Genomic DNA, 17,752 nt, shown 5'->3' on the forward strand with positions numbered 1-17,752 from the left:
AAGAAGCCAAGAAGCTTCTTTTTTTAATGTGGATTAAAGTAATCATTTTACAAATACTACAAGAATAGCAAATAGAAGAAGACCCCCAATTGCATATCCTACAATTTCATTAAATTTTAATTTTTTTGATTGCCCTGAGTTTTGGCTATCATTATTACCTTGATCAGGTGTTGAAGTAGAGTTTTTAAAGTTTATTCCAAATTTAATTGTTTCATCTTTAAGTGTTCCATCTTCTGAACCAACAATATTTTTTAATGTAATGTTAAAAGATATTTTGTTTTTATTTGATGGATCAGCAGTTCAATGTTCAAATACTAATTGAGCACCTTCTGGTAAATTAGTAGCTGATAGTTTTAATTCAGAAAGAATAGAACCAGTTTTGAATGAAGTATCTTTTGAAGGGGCTTTATTTCAATCGGTAATATTATTAATTAATTCTTTTCAAAAATTTTTCTTATTAGTATCTAAAACTTTTCAATTTAATTGATGTGTGTTTGTTGCTGTATTATTTGCTATTGAAGTAGTGAATGTTGAAATGGCATTTTTAAAGTTTATTTCAAATTTAATTGTTTCATCTTTAAGTGTTCCATCTTCTGAACCAACAATATTTTTTAATGTAATGTTAAAAGATATTTTGTTTTTATTTGATGGATCAACAGTTCAATTTTCAAATACTAATTGAGCACCTTCTGGTAAATTAGTAGCTGATAGTTTTAATTCAGAAAGAATAGAACCAGTTTTGAATGAAGTATCTTTTGTTTCTGCATTGTTTCAAGCAGCAACATCTCTTATTAATTCAGATTTGAAAGTGTTAATATCAGTATCTAAAACTTTTCAATTTAATTGATGTGTGTTTGTTGCTGTGTTATTTGCTATTGAAGTAGTGAATGTTGAAATGGCATTTTTAAAGTTTATTTCAAATTTAATTGTTTCATCTTTAAGTGTTCCATCTTCTGAACCAACAATATTTTTTAATGTAATGTTAAAAGATATTTTGTTTTTATTTGATGGATCAGCAGTTCAATTTTCAAATACTAATTGAGCACCTTCTGGTAAATTAGTAGCTGATAGTTTTAATTCAGAAAGAATAGAACCAGTTTTGAATGATTCATCATTTGTTTCTGCATTGTTTCAAGCAGCAACATCTTTTGTTAATTCAGATTTGAAGGTGTTAATATCAGTATCTAAAACTTTTCAATTTAATTGATGTGTGTTTGTTGCTGTATTATTTGCTATTGAAGTAGTGAATGTTGAAATAGGAATTGGATTTGGTTTAGGAGGAATTGGTTTATTGTCTCCGCCTTGATCAGGTGTTGGAGGGATTGGTTCTGGTTCTGGAGTTGGAATTTCTGGTTCAATCGGAGGAACTGGATCTGGTTTAGGAGGTATAGAAGGAATGGGTGGTATCGGAATTCAAGGTCTACCTTTTATAAATGAATTAGCTTTATCATCAATTACAGTATATAAGCAAATTAGTTCTTTAAAATTATATTTAAATCTAATTTTATTCTTTGATGCTATATCTTTAACCAATTTGACATCACTTAAAACTTTATCAATTTTTATTGGAGAAGCTTTATATTCTTTTGCAGTAAACATTGAGATTTTCTCTGCTTTTGATAATGATTCAAAAGTTGAAATTGCTTCATCTATAGTAGGGGCGTTCCCAATTAAATTTGTTAAACGTGTTTCGTCAACAGATAGAATTATTTTTTTAACAGTTGGCATAAGATTTGAAGTTAATTCAAAAGAAGCAGGAGTAAAAAAATCAGATGTTATTACATCAACCTTAATATTTCCATTTTGTATTTCTGTTACTTTTAAATCTCTTACATAATTTATAGATTTAATTCTTTTGATTTCTTTTATTTTTGTACATTTATTAAGAAATCAACCCCACTTAGTTGGACCCATGTTCATGATTTTTGATTTGAATTCTTTGTATTTTTTAACTTTAGTTAATAAAAGAAATTCTTTTATTACCAAAGCAGATGGTTCAATTGTAATTTTCGTCTTAACAAAATCTTCATTAGTTCAAACCAAACCTGTTCCATCTTCTAATTTACCTATTCCCATTTCATTAAATGAATTTGCATTCATTAAAGCAGAAGGTAAATTATAAGTTGTTTTAGCTTGTTCTTTAGTCATAGAGCCGGTTTTCTGAATGAAGGCATCTTTATCTACTGAATTTAAAGTATCTGGTCCATAAAAAGATGTAGCGTTAATAAAACCATTAGAACCACCAAAATGAACTAATTTTGTGTCTTTAAAATTAATTTCTTTTCAATTTTGATATGGAAAGGCATCTAATCCAACATCAGTTAAACTTTGTGGAAAATTGACATTATCTTTTAATGTAGTATTAAAGAATGCATTAGCGCCTATGGTTGTTGTTTTAGTTTTTTCAAAGTTTGTTAATTTGTCTAATTTAGATTGACCATTAAAAGAATCATTTAATATAGAAACTAAATTAATAGATTTAGAGAAATCTATTTCAGTTATGCAATCAGGATGACCATTAATAGTAGAGAAAGCAGATTCACCTATTGAAGTAACACTATCTGGAATTATTAAACTAATCTTTCTTTTTTTTGTAGATAATTGTTCATCTAAAAAGGTTTTAGAAAATCCAATTAGTTTTCCGTTACTAATATCTAAATCAGTTAATTTCGTTTTATAAGTTCCAAATTTAGAATTTTGAGTTTTATTTATTGAAAATTCTTTTACACTTTTTTCGCTTCCATTTTTATTGCTTTCTACTTGAATAGCAATAGCAGACACAGATGCAGTAATAGCTGATATTACTAGTAATCCTATTGAAGCTTTTTTGAAATTATTTTTTTTCATTTTTCAACCTTATTCATACAATACATTAAAATAATTTTATAACTAAAAAAAATAAAAAGTAAAAAACAAGAATAAAAGAATAAAAAAAATTATTTTGATTATTTTAAATTTTTTATTTTCTTCCTTGTATAGAGAAAAAATAGCACAATCTATAAAAATTGCGCTATTTATTTTTTTTTAATATTATTTAATTTATATATTAGATATGTTGTTAATTTTAAATGTTTTTAATATTCTTTGTCTATTTTCAGGTTTAGAAAATTTAATCAATTCCTGAATTAAGAAAACTCCTAAAGCAAATAGATAAGGAACAACCAATATTCATGTAGAACTTCCTAAATGACTAACAGTAGACATATTAAACACTTCATCCACTTTTGGAACATAAGTTACTAAAGCAAGTGTCACATAAGAGATCAAGAAAGAACCGATAACATTCATTTGATCTTTGAACTTTTCAGCAAATACAGAACCTGTAGTTCTAAATGAAATAGCATTTGAAGACAAACATAAACCAAGTGTCATAAAAGCCATAGAACTGGCTGTTTTAATTTGAGCACCATAAATTAAATTGTGAACATTGTTTGGTGCAGTTTGAGAAATATTATGTCATATTCATTTGATGTTAAAAGCGTTCATAGAAGCTTCAATATTTGAAGAATATTGTAATGATGTTCCTAAACCAATGTAGAAAGCTAATAATGAGAATGATGTTATAAAGATTGATAATAATGAAATTTTAATCAACATCTTTTTATCTACTATATTAGCATTCATATGTCTAGGTTTAAATGTCATAAGATTTTCTCTAGATTTATTAACTCCAAGAGCTATTCCAGGAAGAGTTTCAGATACTATATTAATTCATAATATTTGCAATGAAGATAGTAAGTTAATACCAAAAACTATCATTCCTATAAATATTGTTAATAAACAAGACAGGTTAGTTGTTAACAATAACATAATAGTATTCTTTATGTTTTGTAAAACTTTTCTACCTTGCGCAACGGCTTCTACGATTGTTGAAAAATTGTCATCTGTCAATATCATATCAGCAGCATCTTTAGAAACTTCAGTTCCTGTTATACCCATGGCGCATCCTATATCTGCTGCTTTTAATGATGGAGCATCATTTACACCATCACCGGTCATACTTACAATCTTTTCTTTAGATTGTCACATTTTAACTATTCTAATTTTGTCTTCTGGATTAACTCTAGCATATACGCTATAGTTTTCAATTTTTTCACTAAACTCTTCATCACTCATCAAAGCAAGTTCAGAACCAGAGACAACTTCAGAATTATCATTTAATATACCAAGCTGTTTAGCAATATAAGAAGCAGTGTTCTTATGATCTCCAGTGATCATAATAGGTTTAATGCCCGCTCCTATACATTTTTCAATGGCTAATTTAGCTTCTGGTCTTATGGGATCCATAATACCAATTAAACCATTAAATGTTAAATCAGATTCTATAGTTTCAAAATCTATTTTTTTAGGTAAAGTATCAAGTCACTTATGAGCAACACCCAATACTCTTAAACCATTGTTTCCTAAATATGAATTTAATTCAACAGATTTATCAACCACTTTCTTATTAGTATCTTTTTTAATAATAGAAAGTATTTGATCAGGAGCTCCTTTAGTTACTACTAAATATTTATTTTTTGTTTTTAATATAACTGACATTAATTTTCTATCAGAATCAAATGGAAGTTCTTCTATTCTTTCATAATTCTTTGATAAGTCTTTTTTTGTAATATTAAGTTTTTGAAGTGCTTCTACTATTGAAGTTTCGGTAGGATCACCTATTAATTCTATTTGACCATCTTCTTTAATGTTGACAACGCCATCAGAACATAAAGTACCTAATGTTAATAATTCTTTATTAGATTTTAAATCTTCTGTTAGATCGGGTTGTTCAACATTTCATGTCTTAACAACAGTCATTTTGTTTTTAGTTAATGTACCTGTTTTATCACTACAAATAACACTAGCACTACCTAGAGTTTCTACTAAAGGAAGTTTTTTAACAATCGCTCCTTTTCTTGCCATATATTTAACTGAATTTGCAAGAATAACCATAACAATAGCTAACAATCCTTCTGGAACAGAAGCAATAGCTAATGCAATAGAGTTGTTTAAAGCCTTATCTCAATTGTCTCACATGCTACCATTGGCACCTACTGACAATATACCTATATATACAAATCATGAAATAATACATATAGCAACTACACCAATACCTATATATTTAGATAAATTGTGTATTTGTTTTTGTAATGGACTCATATATTCGTCTTCATTATCAATTAAAGAAGCGATTTTACCCATTTCGGTTTTCATACCAATTGCATATACTTGTGCGATCGCTCTACCATTAGTAACATTAGTTCCTGAGAACAATCTATTAGTTTGTTCTGCTAATGATGTTATGTTGTTATCTATTTCTTCATCAGATTTTGGAACAGGCAAGGTTTCACCTGTTAATAATGATTCATTAACTTCTAAAGAAGATGAATCAATTATTTTACAATCGGCCACTATTTTGTCTCCAGCATCTATTGACAAAATGTCTCCAACTAATACATTTTCTGAATCTATTTCTATTAATTTACCATTTCTTATAACTTTAGCAATGGTAGAAGACATGTTTTTTAATGTATTTAATGTTTTTTCTGTTTTTCCATCTTGAATTACTCCAAAAATAGCATTACCAAAAACAATTAATAATATAACTCCTACCTCAACAAACATTGTTGCCACTTCAACGGTTGTTCCTTCAGCACCTGAAGAATCAACAGTAAAGTTAATTGCTAAACCTAAAGATATTATTGCTGATATCAACAATAATATTACTAACGGATCTAGAAGTTGTTTTAAGAATTTAATAAAAAAACTTACTGGTTTTTTTGAAATTAAAGTATTCTTACCATATTTTTCTTTTGATTTATTTACTTGTTCTTCGTTAAGACCAAGAGATGAATCTATATCACTAAATTCATGATTGATTTCAAAGTTCTTTTCCTGGAACTCGTTGGAATCAGATTTATTGTTCATTTAATATTTCCTTAATAAAATTATTAGTATATAAATTATATAAGTAAATTTGATATTAAATACAAAATAATAAAATAAAAATAGTTTTGTTTTTCTAGTAAAGTATTATAGAATCTTTATGTGTTAAGCGCTTGTAGCTCAGTAGGATAGAGCATACGCCTTCTAAGCGTACGGTCAGGGGTTCGAATCCCTTCAAGCGTGCCATTTAAAAACCAACAACATGTTGGTTTTTTTTATATAATAAAGTTAATATATTGTTAATAATCTTTTTTTAAACAATATAATTAATATTTAAGTAAACTATCAATTATAAAATAAGGAAAAATATGAATAGTAATAAAAAACTAGATCATAGTTTAATTTCCAAGATTTTTCTTGGAATTTCTATAATACTTACATTAACTACTTTCATAATAATAAATCTTAATTTCTTTAGTAGATTTATTATTTCAAATAGTAATATTGTAGACAACACCATAATTGGCAACAACTATTTATGAAGTACATCAACTGCTAGTGGTAGTTTTCAAGGTATTAAAATTAACACATTTGGAATTTTAACTATTTTTTTAACTGTTGCATCTTTTGTATCTTCAATAGCAACAATAGGTTTATATTTAAGAACTGATAATAATAAGCTTGAAAGCTTTAAAAGAATTTCTCCTTTATTGATATTATTAGCTTTAGTATTAATTTCATTTTTTGCAATATTAGCAATATCTGTTAATAAACAATGATTTAAAACAAGTAATAATAACTTATATGAAAATTTATTCTTCTATAAATCAAAACCAATTTTAGGACGTTCATCAATAGATATTAATAGTTTTTCTAATATTGGTGCAATAACAACTAAAAACATTTGAACTAAAACAACTACAAGCGGCCAAATATATACAGGTATAACTGCATTAATGGTTGTTACAATATTGGTAGCAACTCCAATTATTCTATTTAATGTGTTTAAATTTAAAAGAAAGAACTAAACCTTAGTTCTTTCTTTTTTATATATATTTATATAAAAAAATTTTATATTGTTATAATTATTACAAAACTATTAAAAAATAAATAAAAGAGGTAATTTTGGCTAGTACAAAATTTATGATTGGAAAATCATTATTAGCTAGAACGTTTTTAACGCTTTCGCTATTATCATTAATTTTTGCATTTTTAATAATTAATTTAAATATTTTTAGTGGATTTATTCCAAGTTCTTGACCTAGTTTTTTAAATAATCAATATATTTTCGAACAATCAGTTGACGGAACTTTACAAAATTATTTAGGTGATTTTGGTTGAGCTAGTACTATATCAACCGGACTTTCATTATTATTAACTGCAACGACATTATTATTCTACAAAAGAGCAGCATATACTATCAACAAGTTTGATAAAATTCTTAAACCATTTTGAATTTTAATTTTTGTTGTGGTGTTATCATATTTTATGATTGTCGCTATTTCTATTCTTAAAAAATATGGATTTATAGACAATCTTGGTTATGAAAATCTGTTATTTGAAGGACCACATTCTTCTGTTCAACCACCGGTTGAATCACCAGTTAACCCACCGGTTGAACCACCGGTTGATCCTAATACCAAACCTCCATTAACTCGTGAAGTGCAAAATCCAGAAAATCCAGAAGTTCAATTATCATGATTAAGTATTATTCAATTTAAATTGAAAACACACGGAAACTGAATTAACCCAACAACTTATGGATGAATTTATATTGCTATTGTAATTATTATGTCAATTGGTATGATTGTTTCTACGGTTTTATTCGCTCTAAGAATATTGTTCAGTAGAAACTACATTGAAAAAATTTCTGAATACGCAGAACATCATTATGAATAATTAAAAAAATATGAGTTAGGTTTTATCCTTGCTCATATTTTTTGTTTTATTTATAATAAAAAAATATCTGATTAAACAGATATTTTTATGTATTACATTAAACGGTTGAATCATTCAACAATATAAGCTTCATTAATTTCAACGATTACTTCTTCTCTTTCAGGCAATCTTGTATAAGTTGCTTTTCTATCCTTAGATAAAGTTAAGAAAGGTGCAACATCAATTTTTGAAGCATTAACTAATGGTAAATTTTTTGATTTAGGAGCAATTGATATTACATCATCAATTGAGACTAGCATTGAAGGAATTGAAGCCTTTTTACCATTTAATAGAATATGTCCATGAGTTACTAATTGTCTAGCACCTCTTCTTGTAGGAGCGAATCCTGCTCTAAATACTAATGAATCTAAACGTGATTCCATAATTTGAACTAAGTTAAGAGTTGTAGCCCCTTTAGTCTTAGCAGCTATTGCAAATAAACGACGGAATTGACGATCATTTAAACCATATAGATACATCATTTTTTGTTTTTCTTGTAATTGTTGAGCATAGTTAGATAATTTAATTCTTTTAGCTCCGTGTTGTCCAGGTCTAGTTGTTCTTTGTTTACCAGTTGTAAACTCTTTATTGTTTTCTAATAAAGAGAAACCAAGACGACGAGATTTTTTATAAATACTTTTTGTGTAACGCATTTTTTCATCTTTTCTTTTATTTAAATTTTTAATTCGTACACTAAATAACTCTTATTAGAAATTTGATATTAAAGATTTCGAAATACAGCATTATTTACTATCTAAACAATTAAGTTATCAAATTCTTTTACTAATAATGATATTTTGCTGGCACGCAATAATTATTATATATAATAAAAATCAAATAATTAAAGATTTTATAGTTTAAACTGTAAAATAAAACTATATTCAAAAACAAGAAAGCCCAAAGACAAATGAATAGTCAATTTTTTTCTATACTTATATTTATATTACCAATTGGTCTTTTAATATATTTCTTTGTTAAAAAGAAAAAAGGTAATAATGAAAATTTAAAACCTAAAACAAAAGAAGAAGCAGATGAAGTATGATTAACTCTTAAAAGGTTTTTAAGAGATAAAGGTGAAAATGGGAAAGAAATAATAGATTCTTATGTTGTGAAGAGAGCAGATCCATATGATAGATCTACAATGACAAAAGAACAAAGAGCAGAAGCTAAAGTAAATGATCAAAAACTAAAAGATCTTAAAACCACAAATCCAGAAGAATGAAAAAAACAAACTGATTTCATTAAACAAGACAAAAAGAAAAAAAGACCAGAAATCTATGTTGTTTTGTTCACTACAAAAAATACTAAAACATTAGTAATAGATGAACCAAGAGCTATAGAGTGTGAAGTACAATTTAAAAAGATTTCTAAAAAAGAAAAAGAAAGAAACATAGTAATCAATAGAGTTCTTGATTATGACGAAGAGATGCTTTGAATTTCTCCTATTAAACAAAAAGACGATGAACAATTCCAAAAAGAATTAGACAAGAAAAACAAGAGACAAAAAAGTATTGAAAAAAGAAAACAAAAAGAACTTGAAAAATTAAACAAATCTTAATTTAAGAAGAACATTTAATTTTTGAATGTTCTTTTTTTATTTTCTTAAAATAGTATAATTTAAAGTAGTGTATTTTTATAAATGTAAATTGGAGAATCTATGGCAATCAAAAAAATAATTACTAAAAATTCGTTAGGAATTTCAGCATCCGGACAAACATTATCATTTGAAAAAAGTGACATTATTACAATAATAGGAATGAATGGTTCAGGTAAATCATTATTTTTAAAAAATTTAGCTGAGCAACTTTCTTATTTGGGTAGCAATTCAAAAAACGAGAATATTGAAGTAACTAAACTATTAACAAAAAACGATATCGATTCCATTATTGAAGAAATTTTAAACGAAGAAAGTGTTAAATCCAAATCTAATTTGAAGAAGGAAATACAAAATTTCAGAAAAAAACTTGGAAAAAAAGATAAAACAGAAGAAGAATTTATAAAAGAATTAGAATATTACTTTTTTCAAAAAATTGAAAAAAAAATAAATAACAATAAAGATGATTTTGATGACAACATTTTCAAAAAAATATCTTCTATCATTAAAGAAGAAAAGAATTTTTCTAATAAAACTCAAGAAATAGAAAATGAACTAAATTCTCAAGGAAATGGGGATGTTGTTTGATTCAGAAACTATATTTCCTTATTTAATGAAATGAAGAAATTGATGTCTGATAAAATAGGAAGTATTGTAACCACTTATTTAAATTTATTGGAAAATCATAGTGAGGTTTATTTTAGTGGAAATTTGCAAACTAATAATTACAATTATTACAATCACACAAGAGTTTCTGCTATTTCGTTTCAAAATTTCAAAATTTTATATAATTTTCTTTCAAATTCGACTTGTAAACCAAAAGAATTTATAAAACTGACACCCGATAAAATATTGAAATTAAATAACGATAAAAAATTTCAAGAATCGTTTAAAAGTTGAATTGAATCCTTTATTTCTCAAAAACTTATTTTTTCAATAATTTTTACAAGCAATTATGGAGGAATTTATGCTGATATAAAAATACAAGATTTTTATAGCAAACAAGAGCTAGCATTTGAGGACCTGTCAAGCGGAACAAAAGTTATTTTTCAAATAATGAATCAAATTTCAAAAATTGATAACCAATCTATAATTATTTTAGATGATCCTGAAGTTGGAATGCACCCAATGATGCAAATTAAATTTAGAGCATATCTAGAAGACATTTCTAATAAAACAAAATCAAAATTTATTGTTGCCACTCATTCTATGTTCATGCTTAATAATGGAGATAACACATATGGATTATTAATTTGTGAAAGAAGCGGCAAAAAAGGGGAATCGAAATTAAAAACGAAAGATGAATATTTTAAATCAGGAAATGTATCTGATGATATTCAAATATTTGAAACAATAGAATATATTCCATTTGGCACAAATATCCAATATTCAAACAAAGGTTCTAATATAATCGTGGAAGGAAAAACTGATGTTTTATACATCAAAAAAATGGCTAAATTATTAGAAATAAAAATTCCTCAACAATTACAAGTGATTGAAACAACATCAAGACCATCAGGATTTCAAGGGATGCTTAAAACTAGAGAACATCTTGAATTAAATTATAACTTAAAAAACATTTATCTATGCCCCGATGCAGATGTTGAAGTTAAAGACGAAGATTGATGAAGAAAATTTGAAAAAAAAGATAATTTTGTTCCGATAGGAAAAAACAAAGAATCCATTGAAAGTTATTTTGAAGGAGAAGATGCCAAAAAATACAATGAAAAAAATAAATATAAAAAAGCAAGTACATTTTGAAGAGAAGCTGAACTAGAGAATTTAGATAAAAAAACAATTCAAAATTTCAAAAATTTTTTTAAAAAAATAAATATAAAAATAGGATAGTAAAATGCAAGAAAAATTAATGATAACAAATGGAGAAATAGTACACAATAGAAGATATGAAATAGTTGGTAATGTTTCTATCACTGCTAGTTTAAATACAATAGTTGTAAATTTATATTCAAAAGGTGCAACATTACATTTCGAAATTAAAATTGAAAATAGACAATGACAAGGATTTGGTAAAAAGAATAAAAACATGACATGAAAATGCGTGTACACTAAACTTACAAACCTTACATCAAATTTTTTTAAAGAAGATTCAAAATCAATTTTAGATTCTATAAAAATGTCTTTAATTAGTTTCCCACCATCTGTGTATTCACATTCACAAGACAAACTAATACCGGATTTAGTTGCTTTTGAAATTATTAAAATGATTTCAAATAATGGAGCTTTTGATTTAGTAACTAATTGAACTTCATCAGCCCAAAAAGAAGTTCATAATGATAATGTTTTTTATTCAAACTACAATATGTTCTTTACTGGAACTTTATGTAAATTAAATTAATATTATTAATATTCAAAAATAAGCATTTTGTTTATAATAAACAAAACTTTAATAATATGAAAAAAATAAACAGAATACTATTATCATCTTTATTAATACCAATGATAATTGGTTCTTTTGTTATTTTTATGACAACTGATTATAAATTAACAAAATTCCACAATAAAAAAGCAAAGGTTGGAAATTCTGATAAGTATTTTTCAATTAGCAAAACAAGAGTTGATCTTGGTAATAAAATTAAACCTTTGCAACTTACGTATAAATTTGGTGATGAGTTAATTAATGCAAACAAAACTGGCATTAATGCAACTGATACTCCAATACTTAATCATATTGGACTTAATATATTACCTGCTATTAATTCAAATCCAAATTTAAAAATAGGGATAAGAGAATTAAGAGTAAAAGATTTTCAGAAATGAGATGAAATAGGAATTAAATTCGGAGTTTATGACGGATATACATTAGACTCTCCAAACTATGTTGCAACTTCAGATATAGAAGTAGTTTTTACAAATATAATTCCATTTAAGATAAATGTTAGATTAGGAAGGGCCTGTCCTGGATATATTGATTCTGTCGAAGTTAGAGAATTGGGGCAAGATGAATATATTAATAACATACTTGGACCAAAACCCGTAAGAGAAGAACAAATAAATAATTTGCTTTACAAACAATATGATTATTTTATTAACGGCGTGGGTGCTGAGAGAAATTTTTCATATGAAACTCAAGTAACTGAAATGGAAAAATCAAAGAATACAATTTCTTTCAAATATAGTGTTATAGGTTTTTATGAAATACCATGAAAAGATACCTGATTTGGATATATGGGTCTTTATCACATTAAATTAGACACTCCGGTTCAACCAGTGCCTGGCATACCAAGAAGTACTCTAATATATGATGTTAGATGAATTCCACCAAAACCAGATCCAGTGCCTCCTCCAGAACCTCCTATTATTCCTGAGAATTCACAACCAGCAGATCCCGAAGCGCCAGATAAACCTTCAACAAACCCCGATCTCAATCCTGAACCCTCTCCTACTCCTACTCCAAACCCCGACGATTCTCCAAAACCAACACCAGGAGACGGAGAAAACCCTCTCCCTTCTGAAGGAGAAGGCAGTGGTCAAGGACCCAAACCAGATGATCAAATAAAACCTCCTGTTTTTGGCCCAGATGATGGTCCGACAGCAGATAATTCATTCTCAACAAGCGAAACCATGACTTCAGGTTTTATTATGAGTTTAGTAGCAGCTTGCATTATGTTGTTAATGATAATGTTATTTGTATGCGTTATATGCACTCCATTTGGAAACAAAAAAAGAAGATAATGAATTTTCATTATCTTCTTTTTTAAATGGCGGAAGCATAGAGATTCGAACTCTAGCGCCGATTGCTCGGCCTAACACCTTAGCAGGGTGCCCTCTTAACCACTTGAGTATACTTCCTTGTTTTTATTAACATTGAGATTATAACATATATAAAATTTAAAAAAATAATTCAATTTAGGCAAATTTTCCATAGTATTTATGTATATTTTGATATAAAATAATATTGTCATTGCAATTTAGTTATATGAACCGTGTCAGGCCAGAAATGGAGCAGCACCAGTATCAACGAGATGTGCAATGGCTTTTTTAATTAATTTATATGAAAAATACAGAAAAAATATTACTAATAGACGGAAACAATTCACTAACAAACAACTTTTTTGGTGTAAAAAAAGAACTTAGAGATAAATTTGAAAAAACAAACACACCTCTAACTTTACACATTAGTACAACATTACAAAGATGAATCAATGTAATTAGAGAAGAAAACTATAAAAAAGTTATTGTTGTTTTTGATTCTAAAGAAAAAACTATATATAAGAAAAATATATATACCGATTACAAAAAGAAATCTGAAAAGAAACCACTTTTAGATCAAAGTATTTTACCAACAAAACAAATATTGTCTTGTTTAGGTATTTATAACTTATCAGTTCCTGGTCATGAATCAGATGATGTCATATCTTCTATTATTCGAAATTATAGACACACCAATATCCATATTGATGTATGAAGTGATGATAAAGATTTATATCAATTGGTAAATGACAAAGTTAGTATAGTTCAATATAATAAGAAATCAAAAAAGCTTAAAACCATAAACATTAATGATGTGGAAGATGAAATGGGATTAACACCAAAAGAATACTTAGAATACAAATTTTTGTTCGGTGATAAATCCAATTGTGTTCCAGGAATTCCATTTTTATTTAGAATAGACATTGTTAAAAGTTTAATAAAAAAATATCAAACAATTGAAAATTTACTAGAAGCAAATTCAGAGTTCTCTAAAGAAGAAAGAGACATTATTAGAACAATTTCAAACTATAAAGACATATATGCCTTAAATAAGGAATTGGTAACTTTAATAAGTGATATTAAATATAGAAACTACATTAACAATACTTCTTATAATTTAAATAAATTATATGCTTTATGTAAAGAAAATAAAATAAGCTACAATACAACTAATTCATTAATGAATTATGTATCCGATAAAAAAAAGAAATAATTTAATAAAAAAACACTTTATCTAATAAGGTGTTTTTTTTCATGTCTTTTTAAAAAAATTCTTTATCTCATTTTGAACATTTTACTTTTTGTGAGTGATAAAATTTTATTGTAAAATACTAGATTTTTTAAAAAGAAAGATAAAAATGAAAAAGCAAACAAAAAAAGCATTTTTAATTTCAACATTTTTTTTAAGTACAATAGCAACCTCTGGTTTTTTGCTAAATACTTGAAAAAACACTCAAATTAAAAATGTTAAAATTAATAAAAATACAAAAAATATCGAGCTTGATCTTTCTGTTGCTGTTGACTCAGAAAAATGAAAAAATGATTTCATTGGAACAGAACAGCAAAGAGCAAATAAATTCAATGCTCTATCTATAAAAACAAGATGTAAATATTTAAAAATTATAGGTCATGATCCCAAAATATTCAAAAGCGAAATTTTTGTTAATGAATTTCAATACATAAAAAAACCCATATCATCTGATGTAAATTTTCTTAAAGTTCCATGATCAAATGAATGGGGTTTTAGATTATATCAGACTTATTTTACTAATCCAGACACTGGTGAAATAACGGGTCCAACTATTGATGGACAAGGATATCGTTTAACTTGATTTTATTTTGAATCACAATTACCACAAGACACAGTAATAGAACCAAAAGAAAAGAATTTCAATGATCCTAATACTAATCATTTTCTTATTCAAGCTAAATATGCAAATGAATTAAAAAAGATATTGGAGAAGGAAATTCTTGAATGAAATGGAAATAAACAAATTTCAGAAATAACTGATAAAAAATTCCCATTGTTAAATTTTGGTTTCAATATTGATATAAGAAATTTCACTTCAGATTCTAAACTTAAAATATTAGATTGAAAACTGAAAAACAATAAAGAAATATATGTTCAATTAGAATTAACAGATATTAACAAATGACTTCAAAGAGAGAAAAATGCCTCTATTCAAACATGATCTGTCATTAAATTAGCAGATGATATAAGTTTAAATTCTAACGCAAATCAGATCGATTTACTAAATCAAACTGAATACAATGTTAACACTTTCAAAATGGCTTTACAAAATGAAATTGATAAATTTAATACAATGATGAAAGAATATAAAAGTTATACATATGAATTACCTACATTCAATGTTAATGACTTTCCAATTTTCAAAAAATTAAATTTTAAAATTAATAACATGAACAAAAGAACAAGAATTAATAAATTCTTGAATTATTCATTTGATGAAAAAACAAGCACCCTTAATTTTCAATTAACTGTTGAGAATGTACACAAAACAAATACTAATAACAATTACAAATGAATTAATAAAATAGGAACTTTGGATTATCAAATTAAATTACCCAAATCTACAGATTCTATACTTTCTTCATATTTCCCAACTAATAACGAAGGCATTCGTTTAATGAGTTTTAAAAATATTACTGAAGAAAATTTAAATAAAATAGAGACTCAATTAATAAATGAAATAAAAGAATGGAATTTAAATCCTACTAATAGTTTTAATTCATCGTTATTAAAAGAGTTTGAACTTAAATCAAAAAATATTAAAAAAACTAATGAATTAGTTCTTTCAAATTTTATTTTAGATAAAGAAAAAAAAGTAATTGATTTAAGCATTTTATTGAAAAATAAAAATTCAAAAGAAGAAATTTTATTTCCTATAAAATTCCAAATTGCTTATACAATCATTGAAAATAATCCTGTAAATCCTACACCTCCAAACCCAGTTCCTCCTTCACCTGATCAAGGCGGAGACAATAACACAACCCCTCCAGCACCTGATCAAGGTGGCGGTGACAATCAAACACCAGATCCTGATAATAACGAAGAAACAATAAAGAGAAATAAAACAATTGCTTTTTTTGGAATTGCAACAGGAGCAATTGTCTTTATTGTTATTGTTATACTTCTTTTAATTACGATATTCAGAAGAAGGAAGATGTAAACTATGAAAAATAAAAAAATAACATTCATTTCATCTATAACTGGGCTTTTTGCTATTTCTTTATTGGCAACAACTCCATTTATATATAAAAATAATGAAAAACCAACGATAGTTAAAAATAACACTAATGTAAGTCATGATAATTGAATACATGACAGCTTCATTTATTCAGAACCCTCAAGAGAAAACAATTTAAATAAACCGAATTTAAATAAATTTCCAATTGAGGCAAAATATGCAAATCAATTAAAAGCAATTCTGCAAAAAGAATTAGACGATTGAAATCAAAGTTCTGATTTTTATAGATCTAAACCACATAGATTTCCTTTATCAAGTTATGGTTTTAAATTTAGAATATCAAATTGATTACCAAAATCATCATTACACATTGCAGATTGAAGAATTGAAAACGGTTCAGAAATATATGTAAAAATTGAATATAGATATATTTGAATAAATAATCAAATAAAAGAATTTGATTCTTTATATGCTTGATCTTCTCTAAAATTAAATAACGACATGAACTTTACAACTAATTTGACAAATAATACTTTAGTTGTAAATTATGAAAATAATTATGAATTAAATAATTTAATTGAAGATTACAAATTTAAAATATTAGAAGAACTTAGAAATTATCAAGTCGCTTTTGATGTTTTATCTGATAACGATTCAATGCCTATTTTTGTTGAAAAACAATTTCCTTTATTCGAACAATTAAAATTTAAAATTTCAAACAATAATCAAGCCACAAGAATAAAATTAATAAATGATTTCATGTTTGATAAAGTAACAGATACATTGAATTTTTCATTAAAGGCTTATAACACTTATACTCCAGATTTGAATTTCTCTAGAGAATGAATAAAAAACATAGGAACTCTTGATTTCAAAATTAAATTTAATTTAACAAAAAAAGAAGCTGGTATTAAATCAGAGATTAATACACTTGAAGGTTCATACCATATTTTGAATTTAAATTCAATGACCGATGTTCAACTTGATCAATTCCGTGATGAATTACAAAAAGAAATAGACAAATGAAATGAAATGAAACCTAATTCATTTGATTCTCCAATTCTTAAAAATTTGAAATTAAAATTATCAACAAGTAATTCAAACAATGCGTTAAATATTGTTGATTACAAATTAAACAAAGAAAGCAAGTTTATTACTTTTAAAATTAAAAGTTCAAATCCAAAATTTGAAAATGACAAGTTTAAAGATGAATATGTTTTCTTTAAGGCCTATTATAAAAATAGCAAACCTGAAGTAGTTTCACATTCAAAAAACAAGACATCTATTGAAAAATCATCTTCATTAAAAACTATTACTATTATTACGTTATCAACTATTGTGAGTACAATTTTCATAGGATTATCATTATTCTTAACAATTAACGCAATTAAAAAGAAAAACAATTAATTTTATATTAATAGATAACAACAAA

Annotated in this window: 12 protein-coding genes, 2 tRNA genes and 1 other RNA gene; 11 read left to right on the top strand and 4 right to left on the bottom strand. The window is 26.1% G+C overall.

Annotated elements, in window-relative coordinates:
* Positions 1-33: 33 nt before the first annotated feature.
* Positions 34-2,847, bottom strand: a complete 2,814-nt coding sequence (locus tag AC27EK_RS01080) for a leucine-rich repeat protein (RefSeq protein ID WP_487231512.1) — start codon at positions 2,845-2,847, stop codon at positions 34-36.
* A 192-nt stretch (positions 2,848-3,039) separates the two neighbouring features.
* A complete protein-coding gene (locus tag AC27EK_RS01085; protein WP_487231513.1) occupies positions 3,040-5,910 on the bottom strand; it encodes a cation-translocating P-type ATPase in 2,871 nt (956 codons plus the stop codon).
* Positions 5,911-6,037: 127 nt separating this feature from the next.
* On the opposite strand from AC27EK_RS01085, the gene AC27EK_RS01090 reads away from it, so the two are divergent.
* The 3 genes from AC27EK_RS01090 to AC27EK_RS01100 all read left to right on the top strand — a co-directional run bounded on the left by AC27EK_RS01090 (position 6,038) and on the right by AC27EK_RS01100 (position 7,767).
* Positions 6,038-6,114, top strand: a tRNA-Arg gene (locus tag AC27EK_RS01090).
* 122 nt (positions 6,115-6,236) lie between these two features.
* Positions 6,237-6,896 (top strand): hypothetical protein, encoded by a 660-nt coding sequence (locus tag AC27EK_RS01095; RefSeq protein ID WP_487231514.1) that lies wholly within the window; start codon positions 6,237-6,239, stop codon positions 6,894-6,896.
* Positions 6,897-6,993: 97 nt separating this feature from the next.
* Positions 6,994-7,767: a hypothetical protein gene (locus AC27EK_RS01100; protein WP_487231515.1), complete on the top strand. Its 774-nt coding sequence runs from the start codon at positions 6,994-6,996 to the stop codon at positions 7,765-7,767.
* 92 nt (positions 7,768-7,859) lie between these two features.
* Here AC27EK_RS01100 and rpsD read toward each other — a convergent pair whose 3' ends face one another.
* Positions 7,860-8,459: a 30S ribosomal protein S4 gene (gene rpsD, locus AC27EK_RS01105; protein ID WP_487231516.1), complete on the bottom strand. Its 600-nt coding sequence runs from the start codon at positions 8,457-8,459 to the stop codon at positions 7,860-7,862.
* Positions 8,460-8,713: 254 nt separating this feature from the next.
* Here rpsD and AC27EK_RS01110 point away from each other — a divergent pair, with 254 nt between their 5' ends.
* The 4 genes from AC27EK_RS01110 (at position 8,714) to AC27EK_RS01125 (ending at position 13,093) form a co-directional block, all read left to right on the top strand.
* The gene (locus AC27EK_RS01110; protein ID WP_487231517.1) at positions 8,714-9,364 is read left to right on the top strand and encodes a DUF5385 family protein; all 651 of its coding nucleotides are present in this window, start codon (positions 8,714-8,716) and stop codon (positions 9,362-9,364) included.
* A 99-nt stretch (positions 9,365-9,463) separates the two neighbouring features.
* Positions 9,464-11,248: an AAA family ATPase gene (locus AC27EK_RS01115; RefSeq protein WP_487231518.1), complete on the top strand. Its 1,785-nt coding sequence runs from the start codon at positions 9,464-9,466 to the stop codon at positions 11,246-11,248.
* Between the two features lie 4 nt (positions 11,249-11,252).
* The gene (locus AC27EK_RS01120; RefSeq protein WP_487231519.1) at positions 11,253-11,756 is read left to right on the top strand and encodes a hypothetical protein; all 504 of its coding nucleotides are present in this window, start codon (positions 11,253-11,255) and stop codon (positions 11,754-11,756) included.
* A gap of 56 nt (positions 11,757-11,812) precedes the next feature.
* On the top strand, positions 11,813-13,093 hold the full coding sequence (locus AC27EK_RS01125) for a hypothetical protein (RefSeq protein WP_487231520.1): 1,281 nt from the start codon (positions 11,813-11,815) through the stop codon (positions 13,091-13,093).
* Positions 13,094-13,120: 27 nt separating this feature from the next.
* On the opposite strand, the gene AC27EK_RS01130 is transcribed toward AC27EK_RS01125, so the two are convergent.
* Positions 13,121-13,210: transfer RNA gene (locus tag AC27EK_RS01130), tRNA-Ser, on the bottom strand.
* 101 nt (positions 13,211-13,311) lie between these two features.
* Between AC27EK_RS01130 and ffs the strand changes: the two genes are divergently transcribed.
* The 4 genes from ffs to AC27EK_RS01150 all read left to right on the top strand — a co-directional run bounded on the left by ffs (position 13,312) and on the right by AC27EK_RS01150 (position 17,727).
* Positions 13,312-13,408: signal recognition particle sRNA small type (gene ffs / locus AC27EK_RS01135), an RNA gene on the top strand.
* A 4-nt stretch (positions 13,409-13,412) separates the two neighbouring features.
* Entirely contained in the window at positions 13,413-14,324 is a 912-nt protein-coding gene (locus AC27EK_RS01140; RefSeq protein ID WP_487231521.1) for a hypothetical protein, read from the top strand.
* A 145-nt stretch (positions 14,325-14,469) separates the two neighbouring features.
* The gene (locus AC27EK_RS01145; RefSeq protein ID WP_487231522.1) at positions 14,470-16,302 is read left to right on the top strand and encodes a hypothetical protein; all 1,833 of its coding nucleotides are present in this window, start codon (positions 14,470-14,472) and stop codon (positions 16,300-16,302) included.
* A 3-nt stretch (positions 16,303-16,305) separates the two neighbouring features.
* Positions 16,306-17,727 (top strand): hypothetical protein, encoded by a 1,422-nt coding sequence (locus AC27EK_RS01150; RefSeq protein WP_487231523.1) that lies wholly within the window; start codon positions 16,306-16,308, stop codon positions 17,725-17,727.
* Positions 17,728-17,752: the final 25 nt, after the last annotated feature.

It is taken from the genome of Ureaplasma rhincodontis, assembly GCF_057537535.1.